Source organism: Deltaproteobacteria bacterium, assembly GCA_016178705.1.
Taxonomy (GTDB): Bacteria; Desulfobacterota; Binatia; order HRBIN30; family JACQVA1; genus JACOST01.
Genome location: JACOST010000001.1, coordinates 156,217 through 179,390, shown reverse-complemented (window position 1 = coordinate 179,390; position 23,174 = coordinate 156,217). Strand labels below are relative to the sequence as shown.

Sequence of the window (23,174 nt, the reverse complement as noted above, 5' to 3'; positions counted from 1 at the left end):
GCATGCAGATCGATTCCACAGTAGTACTGATGTTGCGTGGTGTAGAATCTCATCGAGGTCTCCTCCTTCGTGGGGTGAGTTGTTTGCCACAGCCACCGTACCCCGAAGGGCCACGGAGGCGGAGGCCTTGATGAGGATCAACGTGATCTCCTGCACCAGACGGTCGGCCGGATCGGGGGCGCCCATGGCTCGGTACATGGCCTCGGCATCGCGCAGGCCCGCTTCCAGGAGGCCACGCACGCTTCCGCTTCAAGGTGACGCACTACGAAGCGCGGAACACCAGTCGGTCGCGTTGGCACGACCCCACAGGTGAGGTGGCGAAGGAGATCGGCCCTCAGCGCGCGGATTGGGTGCGCGACGTGCCAGCCCTGAACCAAAGGGAATCGCCCTGCACGGCGTCTACGACCGGGCCAGGATCTCGCCGGAGGCGCGCTCGCCGGAGCGGATGGCTCCGTCGATCCCGCCGTACGAGAGCGTCGCAGTCTCGGTTCCCGCCCAATGGACACGTCCGAACGGCTCGCGCAGCAGTGACCCGTACCGCGTGAGGATTCCCGGCGACCAGTGCGCCATCGAGCAGCCGCGCGTCCACTCCTCATGCCACCAGGCCGTCTCGATGAACTCGGATGGCGAGGCCGCGCGGGGGCCGAACCGTTCGGCCATTGTGTGGAGCACCAACCGGCGGCGTTCGCTCGCGTCGAGCGCGTCGGCCCGTTCGGCTACGGGTCCGAACGTGAAGGATGCGATGACCCCCGGCGTGCCTGCAGCGGGTGTCGCATCGATCGTGACCTCGGCCGCTGACCCCGGCTCGGCGGACTGCCCACTGAAACCAGCCGCGCGCCAGAAGGGCTCGTCGTAGACCAACAGCGTCTTGGTCTCCGGACCCGCGGTCGAGTGACGGTACAACGAAAGCCGGTCGTCCGGCAGAACGGGATCGAAGGCGATCTCCAGCGCTAGCGCGGGCGGCACGGCGACGACGACGTGTCGAGCCGACACCGTAAGCGCGGCGCTTTGGACGATGACGTGATCGTCGCGCTGAGCAATCGCGCGAACCGGCGTGTTCAGGCGGACGGCATCGCCAAGTTCTTCTGCCACACGCCGTGCGATCGACCCGGCGCCGCCCTCGACAAGGTTCTCCTGGTAGCCGCCAGCGATCGAGAATAGCGTGTTGATGCTCCCGGCCGAACGGATGAGGAATAAGAGGTTGAGGAACGACACCTTGGTCAGGTCGCCACAGAACAGCCCGCGCACGGCCGACTCGAACAGATCGCGCGCGATCGTCGTGCGGATTCCCGACCGCTCGAGGAACCACGCGATCGAGCGTGAGTCCCACTCCTCGGCGCGCTTGGCCGTCCACGGTGCCTCGATCGGCAGGCGCTTGGCCATGCGATCGAGTTTAGCCTGCACGAGGATGATCGAGAGGACGGCGCCCACGCTGATCTTCGGGATCAAGCCGTGGTACCGCCGTGTTCGTCCGTCACCAATGAGGAGATGGTCGCCGGCGACGTACGTCTTGTAGGTCGACACACCGACCTCATTCGCCAGGCCGCGGGCCGCTTCGTGGCGGTTCGCCAGCCACGCACCGCCGCGATCGATCGGCGAGCCGTCAGGAAGATGGTGGGTCCAGATGCGACCGCCGACTCGGCCGCGTGCTTCGAGGACGACGACCGACTTGCCGGCTTGCGTCAGGCGCCGCGCGGCCGTGAGCCCGGCGTACCCAGCCCCGACGACACAGACGTCGGTATCTACGCGCTCAACCATCGACCCTCACCGCAACCCCTAACACCCTAACAGCGCAACAACTCGACAACCGATCTTTTCCGACAACTCACTTGTCGAGCCCCACCTTCTTCAGCAGCGCCGTGAAGCGCGGGTCGGCGCGCAGCGGGTCGAGCTCGGGATCGAGTTTCCACCATCCGGCATAGTAGGAGTGTTGCGCCGCGGCTTCCTCCAGCGCCGCGAAGGCTTCGTCGATCTGGCCCAGCCCGACGTGCACCGTCGCCAGGAATGCAGCGGAAACGAACGTGTCGCGCATTTGCTCGCGCAGGCGGTCGAGCACCTCGGTCGCTTTGGTCCTGTCCCCCGCGTCGGCATACGCGCGCCCGAGAGCCGACTCTTGTTCTGGACCCGGTGCCACCTGCATGGCAGTTCGCAGCTCGGCAACCGCTTCGGAGAATCTGCCAGTGCGCGCGTACACACGCCCGAGAAACAAGTGTGGGTAGACGTAATCCGGGTCAGTGTTGATCGCGGCCCGCAGCTGTTTGACCGCCTCGTCGTAGCGGCGGGTGAGATAGAGGTTGACGCCGAGGAAGGTGTTGGTCTCGGACGACAGCGGATCTAGCTCGACCGCACGATGCGACTCGGCGAGTCCTGCATCGACCTGACCGGCGGACACCAAGTACCAGCCGTACATTTCGTGAGCCGAGGCCAAGTCGGGTTGCATTGTGATCGCCGTTTGGAACTCGCGTCGCGCTGCGGCGTCGTCACGGTCGTACCACCAGTGCACCGTGCCTAGCCAGGTGTGCGCCTCCGCCAACGACGGGTCGAGCTGCAGCGCCTTCGCGGCCGCCTCGCGGGCGCGCGGTAGGCACTCGCTTCCCGATAGCAGCCCATCGGTGCCGGACACGTAGTAGTAAGCCAGCCCGTTATAGGCCAACGCATAGCCTGGGTCGCGCGTGATCGCCTGCTGCAGATACCGCATGGCCGTGACCGGGTCAGCGTAGGTCGCGGCTGCATGCCGTCCCTTCAAATAGAGCTGATACGCTTCCAGGTCCTCCGTCGGCTTCTGCCCGAGCCTCTGGTACTCGCCCGCCGCCAGAGTGACCTGCAGCGCCTTCGCCACGGTCTCCGCCACCTGGCTGCGGATGGCGAAGATGTCCTGCAGCTCGCGGTCGTAGCTGTCCGACCAGAGATGGTAGCCGTCCTCGACGTTGATGAGCTGCGCGGTGATCCTCACTTGATTGCCCGCCTTGGCGACACTGCCTTCAAGGACGGCCCCGACGTGCAGTTGCGCACCGATGGTGCGGATGTCGTCGTTCTTCCCTTTGAAGGCGAACGACGAGGTGCGCGCCGCGACGTGCAGGCCCGACACCTTGGAGAGCGCGGTGATCAGGTCTTCGGTGATCCCGTCGCTGAAGTACTCGTTCTCCTTGTCCGAGCTCATGTTGACGAAGGGCAGGACGGCGATGGACTTGCGATCGTCATCATTGCTTGCGACCGACGGCGCCGCGGGCTGTCGGTAACGCCACACGGCAACACCAACGGCAACGACTATGAGCGCAGCGGCCACGACGGCCCAGCGCATCGCGGCGCGCCGGGGTGCCGGGCCCCGCGCCACGCCCTTCGGCACGATGAGATAGGCGTGCACCGGATCGGAGATGTTCTTCAGCTTCTGTCGGCCGAGATCGACGAATTGTTCATCGAGCGTGTTGCGCACCTGGCGGTAGACGCCTTCGGAGATGCAGATCGTCCCCGGCCGTGCCAGCGCCTCCAGACGCGCGGCGATGTTGATGGCGTCGCCGAAGGCGCGGCCGTCGCGCAACAACACGTCGCCGAGATGGACGCCGATGCGGATTTGCAGCGCCTGACCCTCGAACGGCTCGTCGGCGATGCGCCGCTGCAGCGCGACCGCCGCTTGCACGGCCGCCACCACGCTGTCGAAGGTGGCGAACAACGCGTCGCCGGCCACCGGCTCGGCGCGGCCGTTGTGCTCGCTGACGATGCCCTGCGCGATCGACTGCAGATGATGCACCGCGTGCGCCGTGCGCTCGTCGTTCTCGCCCATGAGCTTGCTGAAGCCGGTCACATCGGCCAGCAGCACGGCGCACACGCGGCGCGTGAAGGTGGAGTCGGGGTCCATCCGGCTCAACGCGAGGCGCTTGGGACGCTCATCCTTCGATCTCGCCCGCCACCTGTTGCAGGGTTAGCGCGCGGTGCGGCACGTACGGCCGGATGAGGTCGAAATCCCGCGTGTTGCTCGTCACGATGACGGCGCCGATGCGCAGCGCGGTGCAGGCGATGAGGATGTCGTTCTGCAGGTTCTTCGTGCGCAAGGAGGGATGCGCGTCCCAGATGCGTCCTTGAGTGGTGCCCGCTCGCGTCCAGTCCGCATGCGTCGGGGCAATCACCCGGCCGCTCCGTTCGAGCGGAGCGACCGCCTTCCCAACACGGGCGCGGGCGATGTCCCCCTGCGCTCCCTGCACTAGCTCGAGCCGCACCACACTGCTGAGAAAGGTTTGCGGAGTGACTCGCAGGAGCGCACTGCGGTAGCGAGCGAGATAGGCCGGGTCGTGGAGGGTATGAAAGTAGATGTTGGTGTCGAGCAGATACTTCACCGGCGCCGTCCGCGCTGACTCCGCATGCGCTTGAGAAACTCCGGCCGGAACTCGACCTGTCCGCTCACCGATTCAAGCGCCGCAATCAATTGCTCGCCAACCAGCACGGCATGCAGCGCCTGATGAATGGTGTCGGTCTCTGTCGCCGCACCTAGGACGCGCTGCGCTCGCCGCAGCAGGTGCGCGTCCAAGTTGTGGCTCTTTCGTTTGATGTGCATGGCGATATGCCTGTAACACCGCCTGATGCATACGGCAAACGGTTGGCACGTAGGACGCCGGCGGGCGTCCGCGTTCATTGGTCCAACCCCACCTTCTTCAGCAGCGCCGTGAACCGCGGATCAGAGCGAACGCTGTCGAACAGTGGCTCTACTTTGAGCAACATCAGCCCACTCGAACGTTCCTCGTACGCCCTTCCCAGCCACTCGAACGCCCGGTCCTTGTCGCCAAGACCTGTGTAGATCACCGCGATCGAAAACGGGTCTACATAGTGTCGCTGCGATAGTTCATTCAAATCATTGAGTGCCTTCTGCGCGTCGCTTGTCCTTCCCGATACCGCATAGGTGTATCCAAGCTGTGCGAGCACCCGCTGGCCGTCCTCCAATTGTCGAGCCGCTTGCAACTCAGCAATCGCTTCTTCGTTCATCCCCTGTTGCAGATACACCACACCCAGGACCCAGTGCGTCCGGGCGAATTTCGGGTCCATCGCAAGCGTCCGGTGGGCTTGGTCGACTGCTTCGTCGTATCGCCGCGCGTGGTACAAAACAACTGCGCGGGCTGTGCTGATAATGAGCGACAGGGGATCAAGTTCCTGTGCGCGTTTCACCTCTGCAATGGCCTCATCCGCGCGGCCCCGGTTGCTCCAGAACATGCCGTACCAGTGGTGGGCCGTGGCATAGTTTGGGTTGAGCTGCAGGGCTCGCTTCCATTCCCCTTCGGCAGCGAGCCAGTCCCAGTCTCTCTGGAAGACCATGGCGAGCGAGTTGTGCGCTTCCGCAAGGGTGTCATCAATCTCCAGAGCCCTGGTCACTGCCGCCCTGGCTTTGGGCATCGCTGTGGCTGGAGGAAGGCCGCCGGTGTCGGCATCGCTTGCCAGCAAGTAGCAGTCTGCCAATCCGGCATACGCCGCAGCGTAGTTCGGGTCTTTGTCGATCGCCTGTTCGAACTGCTCGATGCCCTTCTGGAATCCTTCCTCAGTCCGCTTGTTCCAGTAGTAACGGCCCAACAGATACGAGTTGTAGGCGTCGAGGTTCTCCGTCGCTTTGCGTTCGAGCCGTTGCCGCTCGTCTGCCAGCAGCGTGACTTTCAACGCGTCAGCGACGCGTTGGGCGACCTCACTTTGGATGGCAAAGATGTCGGCCATCTCCCGGTCGTAGCTCTCTGACCAGAGATGATAGCCGTCGGCAATGTTGATGAGCTGCGTCGTGATGCGGAGTCGGTTCGCCGCCTTGCGCACGCTGCCTTCGAGCACGGCGTGCACGTGCAGTTGGTCCCCGATCTTCTCAATCGCCTCGTTCTTGCCTTTGAAGGCGAACGACGAGGTGCGGGCCGCAACCCGCAAGCCGCTGAGCTTGGACAACGCCGTGATGATCTCTTCGGTCATGCCATCGCTCAAGTATTCGTCAGCGTCGTTGCCGCTCATGTTGACGAAGGGCAGCACGGCGACGGACTTGCGTTCTTCAGCTTGCCCGCTCGCCTTCGGCGCGCCGGGAGCTGCGCTCTGTTGGTGGCGCCATGCGAGGACGCCGGCGGCAGCCAGCAGCGCCAACGCACCTGCCGCCACGACCCAGTGCCGCGCGGAACGCCGAGGCACCGGACCCAACGCGCCACTCGGTACGATGAGATAGGCGTGCACCGGATCGGAGATGTTCTTCAGCTTCTGCCGGCCGAGATCGACGAATTGTTCGTCGAGTGTATTGCGCACCTGGCGGTAGACGCCTTCGGAGATGCAGATCGTCCCCGGCCGTGCCAGCGCTTCCAGGCGCGCGGCGATGTTGATGGCGTCACCGAAGGCGCGGCCGTCGCGCAGCAACACGTCGCCGAGGTGCACGCCGATGCGGATTTGCAGCGCCTGGCCTTCGAACGGCTCGGCGGCGATGCGCCGCTGCAGCGCCACCGCCGCTTGCACCGCTGCGACCACGCTGTCGAAGGTGGCGAACAAGGCGTCGCCGGCGACCGGCTCGGCGCGGCCGTTGTGCTCGCCGACGATCCCCTACGCGATGGACTGCAGATGATGCACCGCGTGCGCCGTGCGCTCGTCGTTCTCGCCCATCAGCGTGCTGAAGCCGGTCACATCGGCCAGCAGCACGGCGCAGACGCGGCGCGTGAAGGTGGTGTCGGACTCCACTTAGCCCCGCATCTCCGGCGCGACGTGAGCCAGGTCTGACGGCCGCATCAGGCTTGCCAGGCGTTGAGCAGTGCGACGCCGGTCTTTGCGAAGTCGCTCACGTTCCGCGTCACCACCGTGTATCCGTGATGCATACCGGTGGCCGCGATCAAGCCATCGACCACGGCGAGCGTGCCGCCCGCACGTTCGATCCGCGCCGCGGTGCGGCCCCAGATGGCCGCAATGGCCGCGTCGATCGACAGCATCCGATCCGTGTATGTTGAGCGCAGGGTGGCGAGCCATCCGCTCAGAGCCACTTTCTTCCGGCCTGCCGGAAGGGCGGCGACTCCCTTCTCGATTTCGCCGATGGTGAGCACGCTCACAAACAGCGCCGTCGCGTCCTGCGCTTCGAACCAGCGCAGCACATTCGAATGCGGCTTCGGGCGGGTGAGCTCCGACAAGACGCACGTATCGAGTAGGAAGCTCACAGCAACACGCGTCGGCCGGCGTCCCGGCTGCGGACCAGCTTCAATTGATGCAATGGGGCGCGGCGCAAGAACGCCTTGAAATCGTGTCGCCGGCTCGTCAGGCGCTGGTAGTCCGCGGCACTCAGCACCACAGCCGCCGGCCGGCCATGCCGGGTGACGGTCTGCGGCCCCTTGGTTGCGCTGGTCTCGATGAGCTTGCTCAGTTCCGCCTTAGCGCGCTGCAGTTGCCACGTGTTGGCCATGATGACTCCATTCTGGTCAGACTAGTCAGTTCTCACCCTATCGACACGCCCCCACCCCTGTCAAACTCGACGCCAGTAAGGTGGCGTCGGGCTCCTTGCCCCTCACTTATCCAACCCCACCTTCTTCAGCAGTGCCGTGAACCGCGGGTCGGCTCGCAGCGCATCCACCATCGGGTCAACCTTCAGCCCCGAGATGAAAAAGCTGCGATCTTCATACGCCCTGTCGAGGAATGCGAAGGCCTGGTCGGTCTCGCCCAATGCTGCGTAGATCACCGCGAAGAAATATGGCGACACGTAACTCGCTTGCGACTGCTGGCGTAATTCGTCGATCGCTCGCTGCGCCGCGTCGCGGTCACGCGCCACGGCATACGCGTAGCCCAGTGCGCTCATCACGTCCGGGTTGTGCGGATCGAGCTCCTTCGCCCGGCGCAGCTCGGCGATGCCGCGCTCCAGCTCTCCATTCTGCACGTATGCTTTGCCCAACTGGAGGCGGGCGAACGAATAGCTGGGCTCCATTTCGAGCGTCTCGCGGAACTGTGCGATCGCGTCGGCATAGCGGCGCGCACAATAGAGGGTAGCGCCGAGGAAGCTGTTGGCCTCCGGGGAGAGCGGATCGATTGCGACGGCTCTCCTGACCTCGTCAATGCCTTCGGGCGCCAGTCGGATCAGATTCAAGTACTGACCGTAGAACTCGTGCGCAACGACGCTGTTCGGATCCAGCGCGAGCGCACGCTTGTGCTCCTCCTCGGCGGTGGACCAGTTCCAGTCATACCACCAAGCGAATGCGGCCAAGAAAGTATGGGGCTCGGAAAGTGTGGGGTCGATCTGCAAGGCCTTCTCCGCCGCCGCGCGCATCTTGGGCATCGCGTCCTTCGGCGCCGCAAACCAGTCATTGACGATGCTGTAGTAGTAGGCCAGGCCCTGGTAGGCGAGCGCGTAGCCGGGATCGAGTGCAATCGCTTGCTGCAGGTAGGTGAGTCCCTTCTTCAGCCCTTCTTCGCTGTAGCGATTCACGTAGTAGCGGCCCTTCAGATAGAGCTGATGCGCTTCGGGGTTCTCGGTCGGTTTGCTCTGTAGTCGCGCCTGTTCGCTCGCATGCAAGGTGACCTTCAGTGCCGCAGCAACACGCTGCGCCACGGCGCTCTCGATGGCAAGAATGTCCGCCGTGTCCTCGTCGTAGGTTTCCGACCACAGGTGGTAACCGTCACCAGTGCTGATGAGCTGCGCCGTCACTCGCAGCTTCGGACCCACCTTACGGACGCTGCCTTCGAGCACGCTGCCGACGCGCAGCTTCGCGCCGATCTCTTCGATGTCTTCGTTCTTGCCCTTGAAGAAGAACGACGAGGTGCGCGCGGCGACGCGCAGGCCGCTGACTTTCGACAGCGCCGTGATGATCTCTTCGCTCATGCCGTCGCTCAGATACTCGTCGGCATCGTTGCCGCTCATATTCACGAAGGGCAGCACGGCGACGGACTTTGACACCTCAGCCGATGCGGCTGCCGACGGCTTCGGAGTGGTCGCCGGAGCGGCGAACAGAGGCCAGAACCACCGCCCAACCCCAGCGCCGACAAGAGCGATGACCAACCCGTGCCCCGCAATCACAAGGGCGATGATCACACCGATGACCCACGTACGCATTCCGCGCTGTCGCAGACGTCGGACCCAGCGCCCTACGTGAGGCAGATCACCGCCTGCCCACGGCAGCACCACGCGGTATACCTCGACGGGCACATCGATGTTCTTCAGCTGCGGTTGCTTCAGCCGGATCAGCGGCAGGTCAATCTTGTTTCGGATCTGTTCGTAGACCGCACCGGAGATACAGATCCCGCCGGGCTCCGCCAACGGCTCGATGCGCGCGGCGATGTTCACACCGTCGCCGAAGACGTCACCGTCGCGGGTCTCGACGTCACCGAGATGCAGTCCGATGCGGATCTGAATGCGCCGGTCCGGCGCCTCGGACGAATTGCGCTGCACCATCCCCTTTTGAATCTCAATCGCACAATGCACCGCCTGCAACGCGCTGCCGAACTCGACCAGGAACCCATCACCGGTGCTTTTGACTTCGCGCCCGCTGTACTGCGCAAAGATCGGCCGGACGAGTTGTTGCTGCTCGTGGAGCAGTGCAAGCGACAACGCCTCGTTGCGTTGCGCCAGCGCGCTGTAGCCGACCATGTCGGTGAACATGATGGCCGCGAGCTTGCGGTGTTCGTTCTCGGTAAGCATCGGCTTGTTGGTCCTAACATTTGGACGTGCTCTGTGTCGAAGCCGCAGGCGAAAGGGTAGTCGCACGTGGACAAGCGCGGTGATGCCTGGTTATAGATCCATCGTTGTCGATCAGGAGGCGGAGGATTCAGTGACAGTCGAAGCGCACATTCCTCTTCCCGGCTGCGAGGTCGCGTTGCCGGTGATGGGAGTGGGAACCTGGGCGTGGGGCGACTCGCGCACTTGGGGGATGAACGCGTACGACCGCAGCTACAGTTTCGAGACGATTCGCCAAGCCTACGAGCGCTCCGTCGCCGCCGGGATCACACTGCTCGACACCGCAGAGGGCTACGGCGAGGGCGAGAGCGAGCGCATCATCGCGCGGTTGCTCGATGGCGATGCGGCGCATCGCGGGCAGATCGTGGTGGCGACAAAATTCTTTCCGGTACCGTGGAAGATCTGGGTCATGTCGGCGCTGCTCGCATCGCTCAAAGCGTCGCTCGCTCGCCTACACCTGCCGTGGGTCCATCTCTACCAGATTCACGGCCCCATCAGCTTGCGCTCGCACGCGGCGATGGCTGAAGCGCTGGCGGCCGCGCACAGCGCGGGGTTGGTCAAAGCGGTCGGCGTCTCGAACTATTCGGAACGGGAGATGCGAGCGATCTATGGAGAGTTGGCCAAGCGCGGCATTCGTCTCGCGACCAACCAAGTCGAATTCTCTCTGCTGCGCACGCGGCCAGAATCCACCGGTCTGCTGCGCGCGTGCAAAGAGTTGGGCGTGGTGCTGCTGGCCTACTCGCCGCTGGCGATGGGGCGATTGACGGGCAAGTACAGCGCCAGCAACCCGCCACCGAGTCATCGCACCTTCTCCGACTTTCCGATGACGGAAGTCGACCCGATCATCGCGGAGCTGCGCCGCATCGGCGCAAACCACGGCGACAAGACCCCGGCGCAGGTGGCGCTCAACTGGATCATTTGCAAGGGCGCCGTGCCGATTCCCGGCGCAAAGACTGCGGCGCAAGCCGAGCAGAACGCCGGCGCGCTCGGCTGGCGTCTCGCGGAAGACGACATGCGGGCGCTCGATCAGATTAGCAAGCTCGGTCGGCGCAAGCTCATGCAGCGCGTGTGGCAGCACGGGTGAGGGGTTGAGGGGGCTGTGCATAAGACGAGCGGCGACCTCCCCACTCGTCATTCCGGCGGAAGCCGGAATCCAGGATCGCGCGCCGCTCCCCGCCTGGATTTCGCCGGTATGACGAACCGACGGCTGCGAGACTCTTGTGCAAGAGCGTGAGGGGCGAGTCGCTTGCTCCGAGCTTCACCATGGCGGATCAATTGTATAGAGATCGGGACAATGACTGACGCCGAGCAGCGGTCGCCACGCTACATCAAACGCTCCGGCGATCCTGATCTCTCCTACTTCCCCGACTTCCTCATCGTCGGGCCGCAGCGGACCGGCACGACGTGGTTGCACGCGCACCTGCGCTATCACCCGCAGATCATGCTGGCGGAACCGAAGGAGCTGTTCTTCTTCAGCAGCCTGAAGACGCCCGACAGTCCGCGCTATCGCTCCAACGAATTGGGTTGGTACCTCCAATTCTTTCACGAACCGCTGTGGCGCGTTGTCTTCCGCAATCTCATGAGCGTGCGCCTCTACCGCGAACTGTACCGGCCGCAGGTTCGCGGCGAAGCGACCGCGAGTTACGCCACGCTCGATCGCGACGTGATCCAAGAGATCGCGGCGCTCAAGCCGGACATCAAAATAGTCCTAATGATCCGTGAGCCGATCGATCGCGCTTGGTCGCACGCGAAGAAGGACCTCGTCCGAAACAAGGGGCGCAAGTTCGCCGAGGTGTCGGCCGGCGAGTTCGAGCGGTTCTTCGCCGAACCGTATCAACGCCAGTGTGCCCGCTACGTCGAGCAGATCGACAACTGGTCGGTGTACCTGCGTCCCGGCAATCTGCTGGTCGGTCTGTTCGACGACGTCGATGCGCAGCCGGAGGCATTGCTGCTCGAGGTGATGCGATTTCTCGGTGTTGCCAGCGATCGCCGCTATATCAGCGGCGCGGTGAGCGAGCCGGTCAATCCGACTGGGGTGAGCACAATCCCGGAACAATATCGCCGGCGGCTCGAAGCGCTGCTCAAGGACGACATCATACGATTGAAGGAGCGCCTCGGCCTGTCGTGGGACTTGGCCGGCAAGCTGGAACGGCGTCCGGGCGGTAGCGGCGGGTTCAGGTTCGCGCTGGACTAGCGTAGTGCGTCACGCAGACGGGCTCTTGTCCGAGCGTGCGCAGCTCACGCAGAATTGGGAGGGCGAGGCTCCCGCCGAGCCGATCCGCTCTGCAACACGGCTCCGCGGAAGCGTCGCCCTCCCAAATTCGCGCTAGGCTCTCGTTTGCGGAATGGGTCTTCATTTCGGACGCAGCACACTAGCGATCGCCAAGACAGAGGAGCATTTGGAGCGGCCCGGCCCGGCTTGTCATCCGATCCCACCCTCTGGAGCTTGCGTTGCGCGGCTGCTATGGTGCGCCGCATCACTCATTAGAAGGAGCCAACTGACGGGGGCCTTCCGGCCCCCGTTGTGTTTCACACGGATGATGACATCACCGAATCCAATCCGCCGCACCGATATCCGCAACATCGCCATTGTCGCCCACGTTGACCACGGCAAGACCACGCTGGTCGACGCCATGCTGCATCAGAGTGGGATCTTCCGCGTGAACGAGCAAGTAATGGAGCGCGTCATGGACTCCAACGCGCTGGAGCGCGAGCGGGGCATTACGATCCTCGCGAAGAACACGGCGGTCGAATACGGCGGCGTGAAGATCAACATCGTCGATACGCCCGGCCACGCCGATTTTGGTGGTGAGGTCGAACGCACGCTGGCCATGGTCGACGGTGTGATGTTGCTGGTCGATGCCTCGGAAGGGCCGCTTCCGCAGACGCGCTTCGTGCTGAAGAAGGCGCTCGAAGCGGGACTGCCGCCGATCGTCTGCGTCAACAAGATCGATCGGCCCGACGCGCGCATCGCCGAAGTACTCGACGAGATCTACGCGCTGTTCATCGACCTCGACGCGACGGTGGAGCAGATCGAGTTCCCTGTGGTCTACACCAACGCGCGCGAGGGCACCGCGACGCGCGACCTGGCGCAGCCGTCGAACGACTTGCGGCCGCTGTTCGACCTGATCGTTGCGCGGCTGCCGGGACCGGCCGGCGACATCGATGCGCCGATTCAGTTTCAGGCCAACAATCTCGACTACAACGACTACGTCGGCCGGCTCGCCATCGGCCGGATCAAGAACGGCGCGCTCAAGAGCGCCGGTCTGTACACGCTGTGCCGCACCGATGGCACGCAAGCACTGGTGAAGGTGACGCAGATCTACACCTGGCACGGCCTCAAGCGGCAAGAAGTCGAGACCGCGGGGGCGGGCGACATCGTCGCGATCGCGGGGATCGAGGACATTCACATCGGCGACACCATCGCCGACCGCGAGAATCCGCGTCCGCTGCCGGCGATTCGCATCGACGAGCCGACGATCGCGATGATCTTCAGCGTCAACACCTCGCCGTGGGCGGGCAAGGAAGGCGAGTTCGTGACCTCGCGCAAGCTGCGCGAGCGCTTAGAGCAGGAGCTGCGCAAGAACGTCAGCATTCGGATTGAAGACACCGACTCGCCCGACGCGTTGCGGGTCACCGGCCGCGGCGAATTGCAACTCGCGATCTTGATCGAGACCATGCGTCGCGAAGGCTACGAGATGATGGTGTCGAAGCCGACCGTGGTTACGCGCGACGTCAACGGCGCGCTGAACGAGCCGATCGAGTTGCTCGTCATCGACGTCCCCGCAGACTACATCGGCGTGGTCTCGCAGCTGCTGGCGATGCGCAAGGGCAAGATGACCAAGATGACGCAAGCTGGCTCCGGCCGCGTGCGGTTGGAATTCTCGGTGCCGTCGCGCGGGCTGATCGGCTTTCGCTCGCGCTTCCTCACCGAGACGCGCGGCACCGGCATCCAGAACGCGCTGTTCGATGGCTGGGCGCCGTGGCATGGACCAATCCAAGCGCGCACCAACGGCGCGATGGTGTCGGATCGCGAAGGCGTGGCGCCGCCGTACGCGATCTTCCATTTGCAAGAGCGCGGCACGATCTTCATCGCGCCGAGCACGCACGTGTACGAGGGCATGGTTGTCGGTGAGTACTCGCGCGAGAGCGATCTCAACGTCAACATCTGCCGCGAGAAGAAGCTCACCAACATCCGCGCCGCCGGCCGCGACGAGAACATCATCATCACGCCGCACCGCGAGATGGGCTTGGAAAACGGCATCGAGTGGATCGGTGACGACGAGCTGGTCGAAATCACGCCGCAGTCGGTGCGCCTGCGCAAACGCGTGCTCAAACAAGTCGAACGCCCGAAGCGCCGCGCCGAGACACTCGAGTAGAACGCCTACGCTGGCCGAGTCCTTTGATTCGCCCGCTTTCCGGCGATGGCGGCCGTTGCGTCGAAGGAGCAAATTCTATTTTCAAGGGCTGAACCCGTAGCCTGGCGAGCGAACTCATGCCGCCGCCGACTGCGGCTTTGGGGCTGCGGATATCCGTCTGGGCGCAAGGAATCGTGAGCAGCGCAGTGAACGAGCTCGCCGAGCGTGCGAAGCGGCCGTAAACTAGACCGCGCGTGGGATACGAAACCCCGCAAGCGCCGCCAATCACGTCAATCGGCGTTCATAGGGAGAATCGGCGGCCTGATCGAACGCATCGTTCTCATCCGTGCCCTCGGTGAGCGCCTCCGGGAGATCGCGAAAGCGCACCACGTCTCCGAATTCACGCCAATGGGCAGTGATCAAGTAGGTGAGACTCGATCAGCCATCCCGGACTATTTGCCAAAGTACTCTGCGATCTGCGAGTCGTGAAGTAGCAGAACCCCCAGTGCCTGAGCCAACTGCCGCGCCGGATCGGTGAACTCGTTGTTGGTTACGACCACAGCCAGGTCCGCCCCGACAAAACTCTTGGCTGCGTAGATTTCTTGCACCGCTTTGTTACCCACTGGCGAGCCGTAGAGCTTACACTGTAAGGCAACCGTTAGCCCGGGCTTCCGTGCGATGACGTCGACGCCTTGGTCACCGGATGCTTTGGTGACTGTGGCTTCGAATCCGCATGTCCTCATCAGTTCGGCACACTGGTGTTCGTACTCCGTCGGCGACGTCTCTAGGGAGAGGGCCACCGCATCAGTTTCTTGGATCGGTACAGCGTCGGCGAGAGTCTCGAGTGTCAGATACAAAGCTGTACAGAGAGCATCGCCGATTCGCTCCATCACCAGCTCCGTAACGTTGCAAGCCGATAGAAAATGTCTGAGTTCCCGCAATAGTGGCTCGTCATCGATCTCACCGTAGTCCCCCCTCACCAGAAGGTTGCGCCTCTTCCGCAACAGGGTCTCCATGTGACGTTCGGCACAGTCGAACAGATACTCCTTCCAGGTTTCGAAGAGTTGCTCCTGGAGCCACGAGTCCACTTGGCCGGGCGACCATGCAGTCCGCAGAAAGCCACCCTTCGACATCTTTGCAGCGTGCTTGTGGAGTTCTAAGGTGCGCACCATTGCGTCCTTGAGCTTTTGCGCGTCGAATGGAGTCATCAACTCTCTCCAGGACCTCGGTTTTCTGACTGCTGTGTTCCCTCCGGACCCCTGACCCTTCCGCTACGATGACCACGGTTCTGACCCTCGGGAATGAAGGCTCAAAATTCACCGCCCAGAGATACGTCCCGGCATGCCTTCGTTCTGCAGCCTACGACCCGTCCTCCCTGTTGCTTCCGACCGGTTCACGACGTCGCTGAGCTGGGTGGTTTCGGTGGCCTTGGTGGCGGCGGCGGCGGCGGAACCCCTCCCTCTGCCGGCTTACGCGTTGGCCTCCGTGTCCTCTGCACACTGCCCATGAGATCCTCCTCTACTTGTTTGGTTGGCCTCGGCTCAATGGGTGATCTATGTATCGCCTCGTCGGTAGCTTGTCAGGAATACCTGTCAAGGCACGGGCGTTGGCGTCGCGGTCAGTGTCGCAGTCGGAGATACGCTTGTCACCGATGGAGCCTTGTCTTGAGTCTGGCCCACTCGCCCTAGATTCTGTGCCGCGAAGGTAACCAGAAAGATGACCCCGACGCCGAAGAAGCACCCCGCGGAAATGTTCAATATCCAGGTTGCAATTCCGAACCCTCCACCTGGGGGTTCCTTCTTTGACGCAGGATCTGCTCTGGGACGATCGACCTGCACAATCGCCCGATACAACGCAAACTGACTCGTAAGCATCGAACCTAGGCAGCTCAGCATACTCGTCGACAAGAAGATCCACGCGCAGAACAGCTCCGGCATAGTGATTGGATCTGGAGTTCCGCCGATGATGTCCTTGACGAACGCGAAGGAAACAGCGAGAGCCCCGCCCGACAGGGTCATCACGGCCTTGTCATACGCGTGAGCCTCCTTCTCTAGTGCTGCCTCAAGGAACGTACGATGAGACAGCAAAGGGTCGCTTTGCTGATTTGTCCCAACACCCATGCGGGCACCTCTCTAATCCAGTAGATGGTCGTCATCAAGACTAGCAGCCCGATGAAAAAGTGCGGCGCCCTTCGAAACGGCGCTGCGCGCCTCAGGGCGAACGGGAAAGTGTTGTGGCACAAGGGAGGAACCGCTCATGCTGAGGAGCGCCGACAGGCGCGTCTCGAAGCAAGCGAGGTTTTTCAACGGGCTGCTAGGGAAGGCGAACACTCGACCGATGACGGTGGCGTCGAGCAGAATCGGGGTCAGTGAATCGAGCAGAATCAGGGTCAGCCCTTGAATGTAGACTTCAGCCGATCACGCGAGCCCGAGTCTTCGCTTGCGCCTCGCCTACCGGCGTTCATCGCCCATTGAGCCTTCACGGAATGGAATGTCCTCAAGTCTCAACTCCCCTCGCGGATCTCGACGTCGCGCACGGTCCAATAACCGCCCGCCGCTTGGAGTGCGTTGGCTTGCGGGCTGTACTGCTCGTGCTCGTGCGACGGGCCGAGGTCAACGGTGAAGATGATTCGCCCCGCCGCGTCGGCAACGACGTGCGAGTCCGCATCGCCGGCGTTTGCGACTGTGTAGCTGTGCCGGGGTTTGTACAACGATGCGGTTCGAATCGTGCCCCGTCCAGAACCCTGCACGACGAGGCCATCGGCGCGCACGTCGCTGAGGTCGAGAAACTCGCGTACCCCTCGCTCGACGTGTACCTCGTATCCCCACACCGAGAACTGCTGCGCGATCGTACGATAACGAAAACCCGGTCGTGCTGCCGCCGACACGGGACGGATGCCGGCACTGCGCGGGTCGGCGAGACGGGCCAGGAAGAATGGCAGGTGCCGCTCGCGTAGCCACAGCGGCCACCACCGCCACGAGTGGCCGCCTTCGGTTTCGCGGTAGTCGAAGACACCGTCGCTCGGGGCGCGACTCGCCAGGTGGTCTCTGAAATCGCGGTTCGCGGGCACGAAGACCTGCTCGAATCGAAACGTGACGCAATCGTCGATCGCCTGATCGGTTATGCAGACGGTGCCGATATCGAGGGTCAGATCAACACCATCGAGATTACCCGCGAGATCGACCGGCAAGTTGCCGTGCCGGTACGCGGGGGCCTTGCTCGCCGTGCCGAGTCCGCTGATGGAGACGGCCGCCAGATTCGACGACATCCCCCCGGCCGCCACGAATCGGTCGGGCGCTTTGGCGGCGAACAGCGTGGCGCCGTAGCCACCATTGGATAGGCCGTCGATGACACGCCCGCTGCGTTCGGCGATCGTGCGGAAGTGGCGGTCGACGTACGGAATGAGGTAGCCGAGCACGTACTGCTCGTTCTTGATGCTGCCGTCGAAGCTGTCGTACCACTGCCCATCGCGTCCGTCGGGCATGACCACGACGGCGGCGTTCGCGACGTCCGTCGCGACGAGAGTGTCCATGATCGCACGGATGCCGCCGTAGGTGACCCAATCGGCTTGGTCTCCTCCGCCTCCGTGCAGCAGGTAGACCACCGGGTAACGAAGATTGCTGGTGAGATATCCGGGTGGAAGATACACGCAAACGCCGGAGGTGAACGCCAGCGAGCCATCGGGCGCGAGCGGCCCGCGCGGCAGAACGCGGATCACGAGCGACTGATCACTGGCTCGCAGTGGATCGTTGCATGCCACTATGGGTGCGACGTGCGCCTCGTTGCCGAACGGGTCGAGCCCTTGCGCCCCGTTGTCTTGCTCGGCGGGAAGTTCGTCGTCGATCGCCGGCGTTGAGGTACTGCCGCCGCAACCGGCGAGAGCCACGGCGGTGAAGACGAGCGCAAGATGTCGCCGGATTAAGGATCGAGCTCGATGCATGATCACGCGGGTGTGGAGGGAATGCGTCATACTCCCTGCTCCTGGCCATCTGAATCGCGCCGCCTGCCTACACGAGGCTATGTCGGAAACGCAAACTGCGAGGCTTGGCGCGGGGCTGCTGCGTGAACTGCACGCGCTTGGATAGGAGCCCATCTGTGTGACGCGCGACGTCGCCAGCACCAACGCTGTTACACGAAGGCTTACGCGGCATGAACAGCGGCGACAGATCTTCGGCGGGTTCGTCACCCGCTCGACTTCGGCCCCGTCGCGGGGGACAATGACGGCGATGGAAGACCGGCCCATCACCGGGTACTCGTACCTGGTGACGAATCCCGAGCGGCTCGGCGGAAAACCGACGATACGCGGCACGCGTTTTACTGTGTCGTTCATCCTGGCGTGTCTGGCTGAGGGAATGTCGTACGAGGACATCGTGCGCGACTACTCCGAGTTCCCACGCGAAGCCCTCCCGGAAGTGCTGCGCTTCGCCAGCGCCGCTACCGATCGGCGCGATGTGGCTGCTTGATGTCAATTTGCCGAATGGGCTGGTGACGTTTCTCCATCGGCAGGGCGTCTCGTGCGACACCGCGGTGAACCGTGGATGGCGCGGTTTGACGAACGGGTCTCTGACCCAGGTGGCATTTCAGGCAGGCTTTCGTGTGATTCTGACCCGAGACCGCCTCTTCGGATACTCTGCGGGTAGCAGCCTCAAACTACTCCCTGACTTTGCGATCATCCTCGTGACGCTACCGCAGGCGCGCGCGGCTGCATACTTGGCAGAGTTCGAAGCGCGCTGGCGGCACACGCCCATCACGCCGGCAGCCGGCCAAATCATCGAGTGGCCGTAAACCGGTCGCAAACGACTCATCGAAGTCTCTTCACTGACGCGACTGCAACGTCATCGGCAGTCCGTTGCGCGGTCGCAGGGTCAGAATCGGATCGGGTTCGACCGGGTGGCTTGGATCGCCGTGCAGGCGGAACCGTTGTGCGATCATCGCCAGCACCAGCTGCCCCTCCATCATCGCGAACTGACTGCCGATGCAGCGGCGTGGTCCGGCGCCGAATGGGAAGTAGGCGTACTCAGGGCGGCCGGCGCTGCGCTCGGGCGAGAAACGGTCGGGATCAAAACGCTCGGGGTCTTCCCAGTACGCCGGATCGCGATGGGTCGCGTACGGACTGAGCGTCACGACAGTGTTGGCCGGGATGCGGTGGCCGCAGACGTCGTCTTCCTTGAAACTCTGCCGAGCGGTTGCCCATACCGGTGGGTAGAGTCGCATGGACTCCTCCAGCACCATGCGCGCGAAGGGAAGGTTGGGTAGATCGCTCAACGTCGGCGTGCGCTTGCCGAGGACATCGTCCACCTCTGCGTGCAAACGCCGCTCGACGTTCGGATGCGTTGACAGCAGATGCCACGTCCACGAGAGCGCAACCGCGGTGGTCTCGTGACCCGCCACCAGGAAGGTGACGGCTTCATCGCGCAGTTGGCGGTCGGTCATCGCTTCGTTGGTCTCCGCGTCGCGTGCGCCGATGAGCATGCTCAATAGGTCGCCACGGTCTCCGCCTTCGCGACGATGCCGGGCGATGATATTCCAGACGATCTCATCGAGCGTGGCGATCGCCCGGCGGCCGGCGCGGTTGGCGCGCGTTGGAACGATCAGCGGCAGCGCCAGGAAGTGGTTCATCAAATAGTTCGCATAGGCCAGCCCACCCGAGACAGCGTCGGTGAACACCACCTCGTCATCCTCGAGATCCGTGCCGAACAGCGCCTTGGCGACGATCTGCAACGTGAGCTTCGACATCTCCGCCGCTACGTTGAGTGACTGCCCCGAGGCAGCGGGCGTCTGCCAGCGATCGAGCATCTCGATGGTTGCGCCGGTCATCATGTCCGCCATCGCCGCGATGCGGTCGCGATGGAATGCCGGCTGCACCAACTGGCGCTGGCGACGCCAGAGGTCGCCATCGCTGAACACGAGTCCCTCACCGGCAATGCGCTTGAGTTTGCCGAACAGTGAACCCTTCCAGTAGTTGCGGTGGTTCTCCTGCAGGATGTGTTTGACGCCGGCTGGATTGGTCACGAGAAAATTACGCAGAGGAAAGAAGCGGATCTCGACCACATCGCCGTAGCGGCGGGTCGTGTCCATCAGGAAGCCAAGCGCGTCGTCCCGCATGACGGCCAGGAACCCGAACGGCGTGGCGAAACGCGGTCCGCGAGTCGACCCGCCGTTGTTGGCCATGACTGCCATTGCTGCGAAGTCTACAGCCCGCTCTTGTAGTCTTCCTCGACGAGTTCATCGATCGATTGTGCGACCTGATCGTCGGCGCCGAGCTTGGCGGCAAACATCTTGCCGAACGAGATGCGCTCCACCGCGGGCCACGACTCCGGCTTCCACAGTTGCGCACGAATGAAAGCCTTGGCGCAGTGGAAGAAACACTCCTCGATGGTGACGCGGATGGCGAGCAGCGCGGGCTGACCGCGTGTCGAGAGCCGTTCGAGGATCTGCGGATCGGAAGTCAGCTCGGCATGACCGTTGATCCGGACGGTTTCACGCACGCCGGGAATGATGAACAGTACGCCGACGTGCGGGTTCGCGAGAATGTTTTGCAAGCCGTAGATGAGCTTGTTGCCCTTGCGATCGGGGATGAGCAACGTGCGATCGTCGTCGATCGCCACGAACCCCGGTGTGTCGCCCTTGGGAGATACGTCTTGTCTTCCCGCGGCATCGGAAGTCGAGAGCACAAGGAAAGGGGAGCGGGCGATGAAAGCACGCGCGTACTCGTTCAGCGCAGCATCGACCTTCATCCCGATGACCGGCATGGGTTCGCCGATCACTGCGCGCAATTGTTCCGCCGTCTCGATGCCGTACCGATCGCGATTGCTCATGGACTCCTCCGCAGTGTGATGGCGCTCATAGTAGTCTCCATACGCCGAACAAGCGAGGCAGTGCGAAGGAAAGCTACGCGGCTAGCCGATGGCTGATGGCATTTGGTGGATCACTCGTTGGCAGATCGAACGTCCGCACGATGTCCCGGCCGGTCGCGACGCTTGCGCCGAGGCGCAGCCCCGAGTGACTGAAACGTTGGCAATGATCGGCCCATGTGATCTACACGCGCCGTGAACTCGACGGCGCGGACGGTTGTGTTCTTGGCGATCGCGGCCAGTCTGGAAATCACCGGCGACGCGATGATCCGGCGCGGGCTGGTGCAATCGACGTGGATCTCCGTGTTGCTCGGGGGTGCGCTACTCGCCGGGTATGGGTTCGCGGTGAACGTCGATCGTACAATAGACTTCGGCCGTCTGATGGGCCTCTACATCGCGATCTTCTTCGTCGTCAGCCAAGCGATCAGCTTCGTCGTCTTCGGCGAGCGCCCGTCCGTCGCCGTACTGGCCGGCGGTGCGCTGATCGTCGCGGGTGGACTGGTGATGCTGCTCCTGCCGTCGGCGTGATCCAATCTTCTCCGTGACGGGATTGGATCACGAGGTGGTTACGGCTGAATCAGCCCGTTGCGCACTGCGTATTTCACCAAGCCGGCGAGGTCGTGGATGTTGAGGCGCTTCATGATGTGAGTACGGTGGGTGTCGACGGTCTTGATGCTGGTTTCGAGGAGTTGGGCGATCTCTTTGTTGGTGCGGCCCTCGGCGATGAGTTGCAACACTTCGCGTTCGCGCAGGGTCAGCTCGGGAGCGCGATCGGGTCGGGTGCGGACTGCGCTCAAGTAGTCGCTGACCACGAGCGAGGCGACGTCCGGACTGAGGTACGTGTCGCCGCGGGCCACGGCGAGGATGGCTTGGGCGACGTCGCTCCCGATCGATTGTTTGGTGAGATAGCCGCGGGCGCCGGCTTCCAAGGCCTGCAGCACCAACTCGCGGTCGGCGAACATGCTGAGCATGACCACCGCGGTGTGCGGCGATAGCTTGGGGATGCGCATCGCCGCGGTGAGGCCGTTCATGCTCGGCATCGAGATGTCGAGCAACGCGACCTTCGGCCGCAGCCGCTGCACCAGGCGAAGCGCCTCTTTACCGTCGCGTGCCTCGGCGAGGATCTGAATGTCCGGATTCGTGCTCAGCAGCGAAGCGATACCTTGCCGAACGATCGCGTGATCATCGGCGATGACTACCGTGACCTTCATGCTCAAGGGCCTGGAGTCTACGTGGCCTCCGCGCGAATGCATCGCGTATGCTTCATAGCTCATATCCTACTCGGAGCAGAACAGAAAAGTCCGCCGCGGTGGCCACGGGACTGATGTTGTCGACCATAGCGAGTTGAAATGTCGTCGGCCCTACCCGCGCGTTGGCGCCCCACGTCAGCTCGACCACCGTGCCGTCGAGAATGCGCGTGCCGTTGCCGTGCAGCGGGCTGGTGTACAGTTCCTGCTGCAACAGCAGAGAAAACCACGGCCACAACACTCGCGCTTCAGCGGCGACCGCTTGGTTGAGCGCCGGATTGAGTGTGAGCCGCGCCGGGGTGATCGGACCGACCGGAAAGATTCCCGCTAGGTCGGCGTACAGAATGAGCCATGATAGCGGCTGATGCTCAGCCGCGAAGCCGAGTCCGAAGTCCGGATAACCACTGCCGAACACGGCGCTGGCGCGACCGGTGGGCGCTTTGATAGCGGCGCGCAGCGAGACCAGCGGCCAGTTCGCTCGGCCCCATACTTCTTGTTTAGCGCTGAACCAGATGTCGCCAAGTTCAAACACCTGCCGCTTGCCTTGAAAGACGGTTGTATTGCCTTGGCGAACGAGGAACGCGCCGAACGAATTGTCGGGATATAGATCGCGCTCGGGATTGAACGTGCCGAGCGCGTGTTCGATGGGATCGATGACCGTATCGAGCATGCCGCCGTAGTGCGAGATGAACGGAATGTCGCCCCCGACTTCGAGCCCCGGCCACACGCCGAATTTCGCACCGATGACAGTGCGGTTGGTTTCGAGTTTGAGCTGACCCTGCACCTTCGGATTGGAGACCGTGGCGATGGTGTTGCTCTCGACCGTTTCCAGGTGCGCTTCAAGCGTGCCCGCTGCCAACGTGCGTGCGCGCTCGACCGGCAGGTTCAAGAAGATGAGTTGGATCGGCTGGTAGTTGCGAACCGACGCGGGACCGAATCCGGAGAAGTCGTCCGCGCGCGCGCAGGGGACGAGCAACGCGATGGCCATGCTCGTGGTGATGCGCGCGATGATGCGAATGATCCGGAGCCACCGCGAAAACACCGGCGCGTCATAGCCGATGTGTGCAGCGCG

General features: G+C 63.3%; 20 protein-coding genes. 6 read left to right on the top strand and 14 right to left on the bottom strand.

Annotated features, from left to right (window positions below):
* Positions 1-399 precede the first annotated feature (399 nt).
* From HYR72_00775 to HYR72_00740, 8 genes are all read right to left on the bottom strand, one after another.
* A complete protein-coding gene (locus HYR72_00775) occupies positions 400-1,758 on the bottom strand; it encodes an FAD-dependent oxidoreductase (GenBank protein MBI1813488.1) in 1,359 nt (452 codons plus the stop codon).
* 67 nt (positions 1,759-1,825) lie between these two features.
* On the bottom strand, positions 1,826-3,856 hold the full coding sequence (locus tag HYR72_00770) for a tetratricopeptide repeat protein (GenBank protein ID MBI1813487.1): 2,031 nt from the start codon (positions 3,854-3,856) through the stop codon (positions 1,826-1,828).
* Between the two features lie 28 nt (positions 3,857-3,884).
* Positions 3,885-4,331, bottom strand: a complete 447-nt coding sequence (locus HYR72_00765) for a type II toxin-antitoxin system VapC family toxin (protein ID MBI1813486.1) — start codon at positions 4,329-4,331, stop codon at positions 3,885-3,887.
* Complete coding sequence (locus tag HYR72_00760; protein MBI1813485.1) at positions 4,328-4,549, bottom strand: hypothetical protein; 222 nt, start codon at positions 4,547-4,549, stop codon at positions 4,328-4,330. The genes HYR72_00765 and HYR72_00760 overlap by 4 nt, the downstream gene beginning before the upstream one ends.
* 74 nt (positions 4,550-4,623) lie before the next feature.
* Positions 4,624-6,489: a tetratricopeptide repeat protein gene (locus HYR72_00755; GenBank protein MBI1813484.1), complete on the bottom strand. Its 1,866-nt coding sequence runs from the start codon at positions 6,487-6,489 to the stop codon at positions 4,624-4,626.
* A gap of 233 nt (positions 6,490-6,722) precedes the next feature.
* On the bottom strand, positions 6,723-7,142 hold the full coding sequence (locus HYR72_00750) for a type II toxin-antitoxin system VapC family toxin (GenBank protein ID MBI1813483.1): 420 nt from the start codon (positions 7,140-7,142) through the stop codon (positions 6,723-6,725).
* Entirely contained in the window at positions 7,139-7,384 is a 246-nt protein-coding gene (locus HYR72_00745; GenBank protein ID MBI1813482.1) for a type II toxin-antitoxin system Phd/YefM family antitoxin, read from the bottom strand. Before HYR72_00745 ends, HYR72_00750 begins: the two co-directional genes overlap by 4 nt.
* Positions 7,385-7,486: 102 nt before the next feature.
* On the bottom strand, positions 7,487-9,607 hold the full coding sequence (locus tag HYR72_00740; GenBank protein ID MBI1813481.1) for a tetratricopeptide repeat protein: 2,121 nt from the start codon (positions 9,605-9,607) through the stop codon (positions 7,487-7,489).
* 184 nt (positions 9,608-9,791) lie between these two features.
* Here HYR72_00740 and HYR72_00735 point away from each other — a divergent pair, with 184 nt between their 5' ends.
* The 3 genes from HYR72_00735 to typA all read left to right on the top strand — a co-directional run bounded on the left by HYR72_00735 (position 9,792) and on the right by typA (position 14,022).
* Positions 9,792-10,727: an aldo/keto reductase gene (locus HYR72_00735; protein MBI1813480.1), complete on the top strand. Its 936-nt coding sequence runs from the start codon at positions 9,792-9,794 to the stop codon at positions 10,725-10,727.
* Positions 10,728-10,937: 210 nt separating this feature from the next.
* A complete protein-coding gene (locus HYR72_00730) occupies positions 10,938-11,837 on the top strand; it encodes a sulfotransferase (protein MBI1813479.1) in 900 nt (299 codons plus the stop codon).
* A 346-nt stretch (positions 11,838-12,183) separates the two neighbouring features.
* Positions 12,184-14,022 carry a translational GTPase TypA gene (typA, locus tag HYR72_00725; GenBank protein MBI1813478.1) on the top strand — a complete coding sequence of 613 codons (1,839 nt, stop codon included), beginning with the start codon at positions 12,184-12,186 and terminating at the stop codon, positions 14,020-14,022.
* Between the two features lie 431 nt (positions 14,023-14,453).
* On the opposite strand, the gene HYR72_00720 is transcribed toward typA, so the two are convergent.
* Both HYR72_00720 and HYR72_00715 read right to left on the bottom strand, forming a co-directional pair.
* The gene (locus HYR72_00720) at positions 14,454-15,209 is read right to left on the bottom strand and encodes a restriction endonuclease (protein ID MBI1813477.1); all 756 of its coding nucleotides are present in this window, start codon (positions 15,207-15,209) and stop codon (positions 14,454-14,456) included.
* Positions 15,210-16,504: 1,295 nt separating this feature from the next.
* The gene (locus HYR72_00715) at positions 16,505-17,971 is read right to left on the bottom strand and encodes a hypothetical protein (GenBank protein MBI1813476.1); all 1,467 of its coding nucleotides are present in this window, start codon (positions 17,969-17,971) and stop codon (positions 16,505-16,507) included.
* Between the two features lie 256 nt (positions 17,972-18,227).
* Here HYR72_00715 and HYR72_00710 point away from each other — a divergent pair, with 256 nt between their 5' ends.
* Entirely contained in the window at positions 18,228-18,464 is a 237-nt protein-coding gene (locus HYR72_00710; protein ID MBI1813475.1) for a DUF433 domain-containing protein, read from the top strand.
* Positions 18,451-18,786 carry a DUF5615 family PIN-like protein gene (locus HYR72_00705; GenBank protein ID MBI1813474.1) on the top strand — a complete coding sequence of 112 codons (336 nt, stop codon included), beginning with the start codon at positions 18,451-18,453 and terminating at the stop codon, positions 18,784-18,786. Before HYR72_00710 ends, HYR72_00705 begins: the two co-directional genes overlap by 14 nt.
* Positions 18,787-18,816: 30 nt before the next feature.
* Here the strand turns inward: HYR72_00705 and HYR72_00700 are convergent, their stop codons facing one another.
* Together HYR72_00700 and HYR72_00695 are read right to left on the bottom strand one after the other, a co-directional pair.
* A complete protein-coding gene (locus tag HYR72_00700) occupies positions 18,817-20,181 on the bottom strand; it encodes a cytochrome P450 (protein MBI1813473.1) in 1,365 nt (454 codons plus the stop codon).
* An 11-nt stretch (positions 20,182-20,192) separates the two neighbouring features.
* Positions 20,193-20,819 carry a pyridoxamine 5'-phosphate oxidase family protein gene (locus HYR72_00695; GenBank protein ID MBI1813472.1) on the bottom strand — a complete coding sequence of 209 codons (627 nt, stop codon included), beginning with the start codon at positions 20,817-20,819 and terminating at the stop codon, positions 20,193-20,195.
* A 255-nt stretch (positions 20,820-21,074) separates the two neighbouring features.
* On the opposite strand from HYR72_00695, the gene HYR72_00690 reads away from it, so the two are divergent.
* The gene (locus HYR72_00690) at positions 21,075-21,383 is read left to right on the top strand and encodes a hypothetical protein (GenBank protein MBI1813471.1); all 309 of its coding nucleotides are present in this window, start codon (positions 21,075-21,077) and stop codon (positions 21,381-21,383) included.
* Positions 21,384-21,421: 38 nt separating this feature from the next.
* Here the strand turns inward: HYR72_00690 and HYR72_00685 are convergent, their stop codons facing one another.
* Positions 21,422-22,066 carry a response regulator transcription factor gene (locus tag HYR72_00685; protein MBI1813470.1) on the bottom strand — a complete coding sequence of 215 codons (645 nt, stop codon included), beginning with the start codon at positions 22,064-22,066 and terminating at the stop codon, positions 21,422-21,424.
* 52 nt (positions 22,067-22,118) lie between these two features.
* Complete coding sequence (locus tag HYR72_00680) at positions 22,119-23,144, bottom strand: DUF3187 family protein (protein ID MBI1813469.1); 1,026 nt, start codon at positions 23,142-23,144, stop codon at positions 22,119-22,121.
* Positions 23,145-23,174 lie beyond the last annotated feature (30 nt).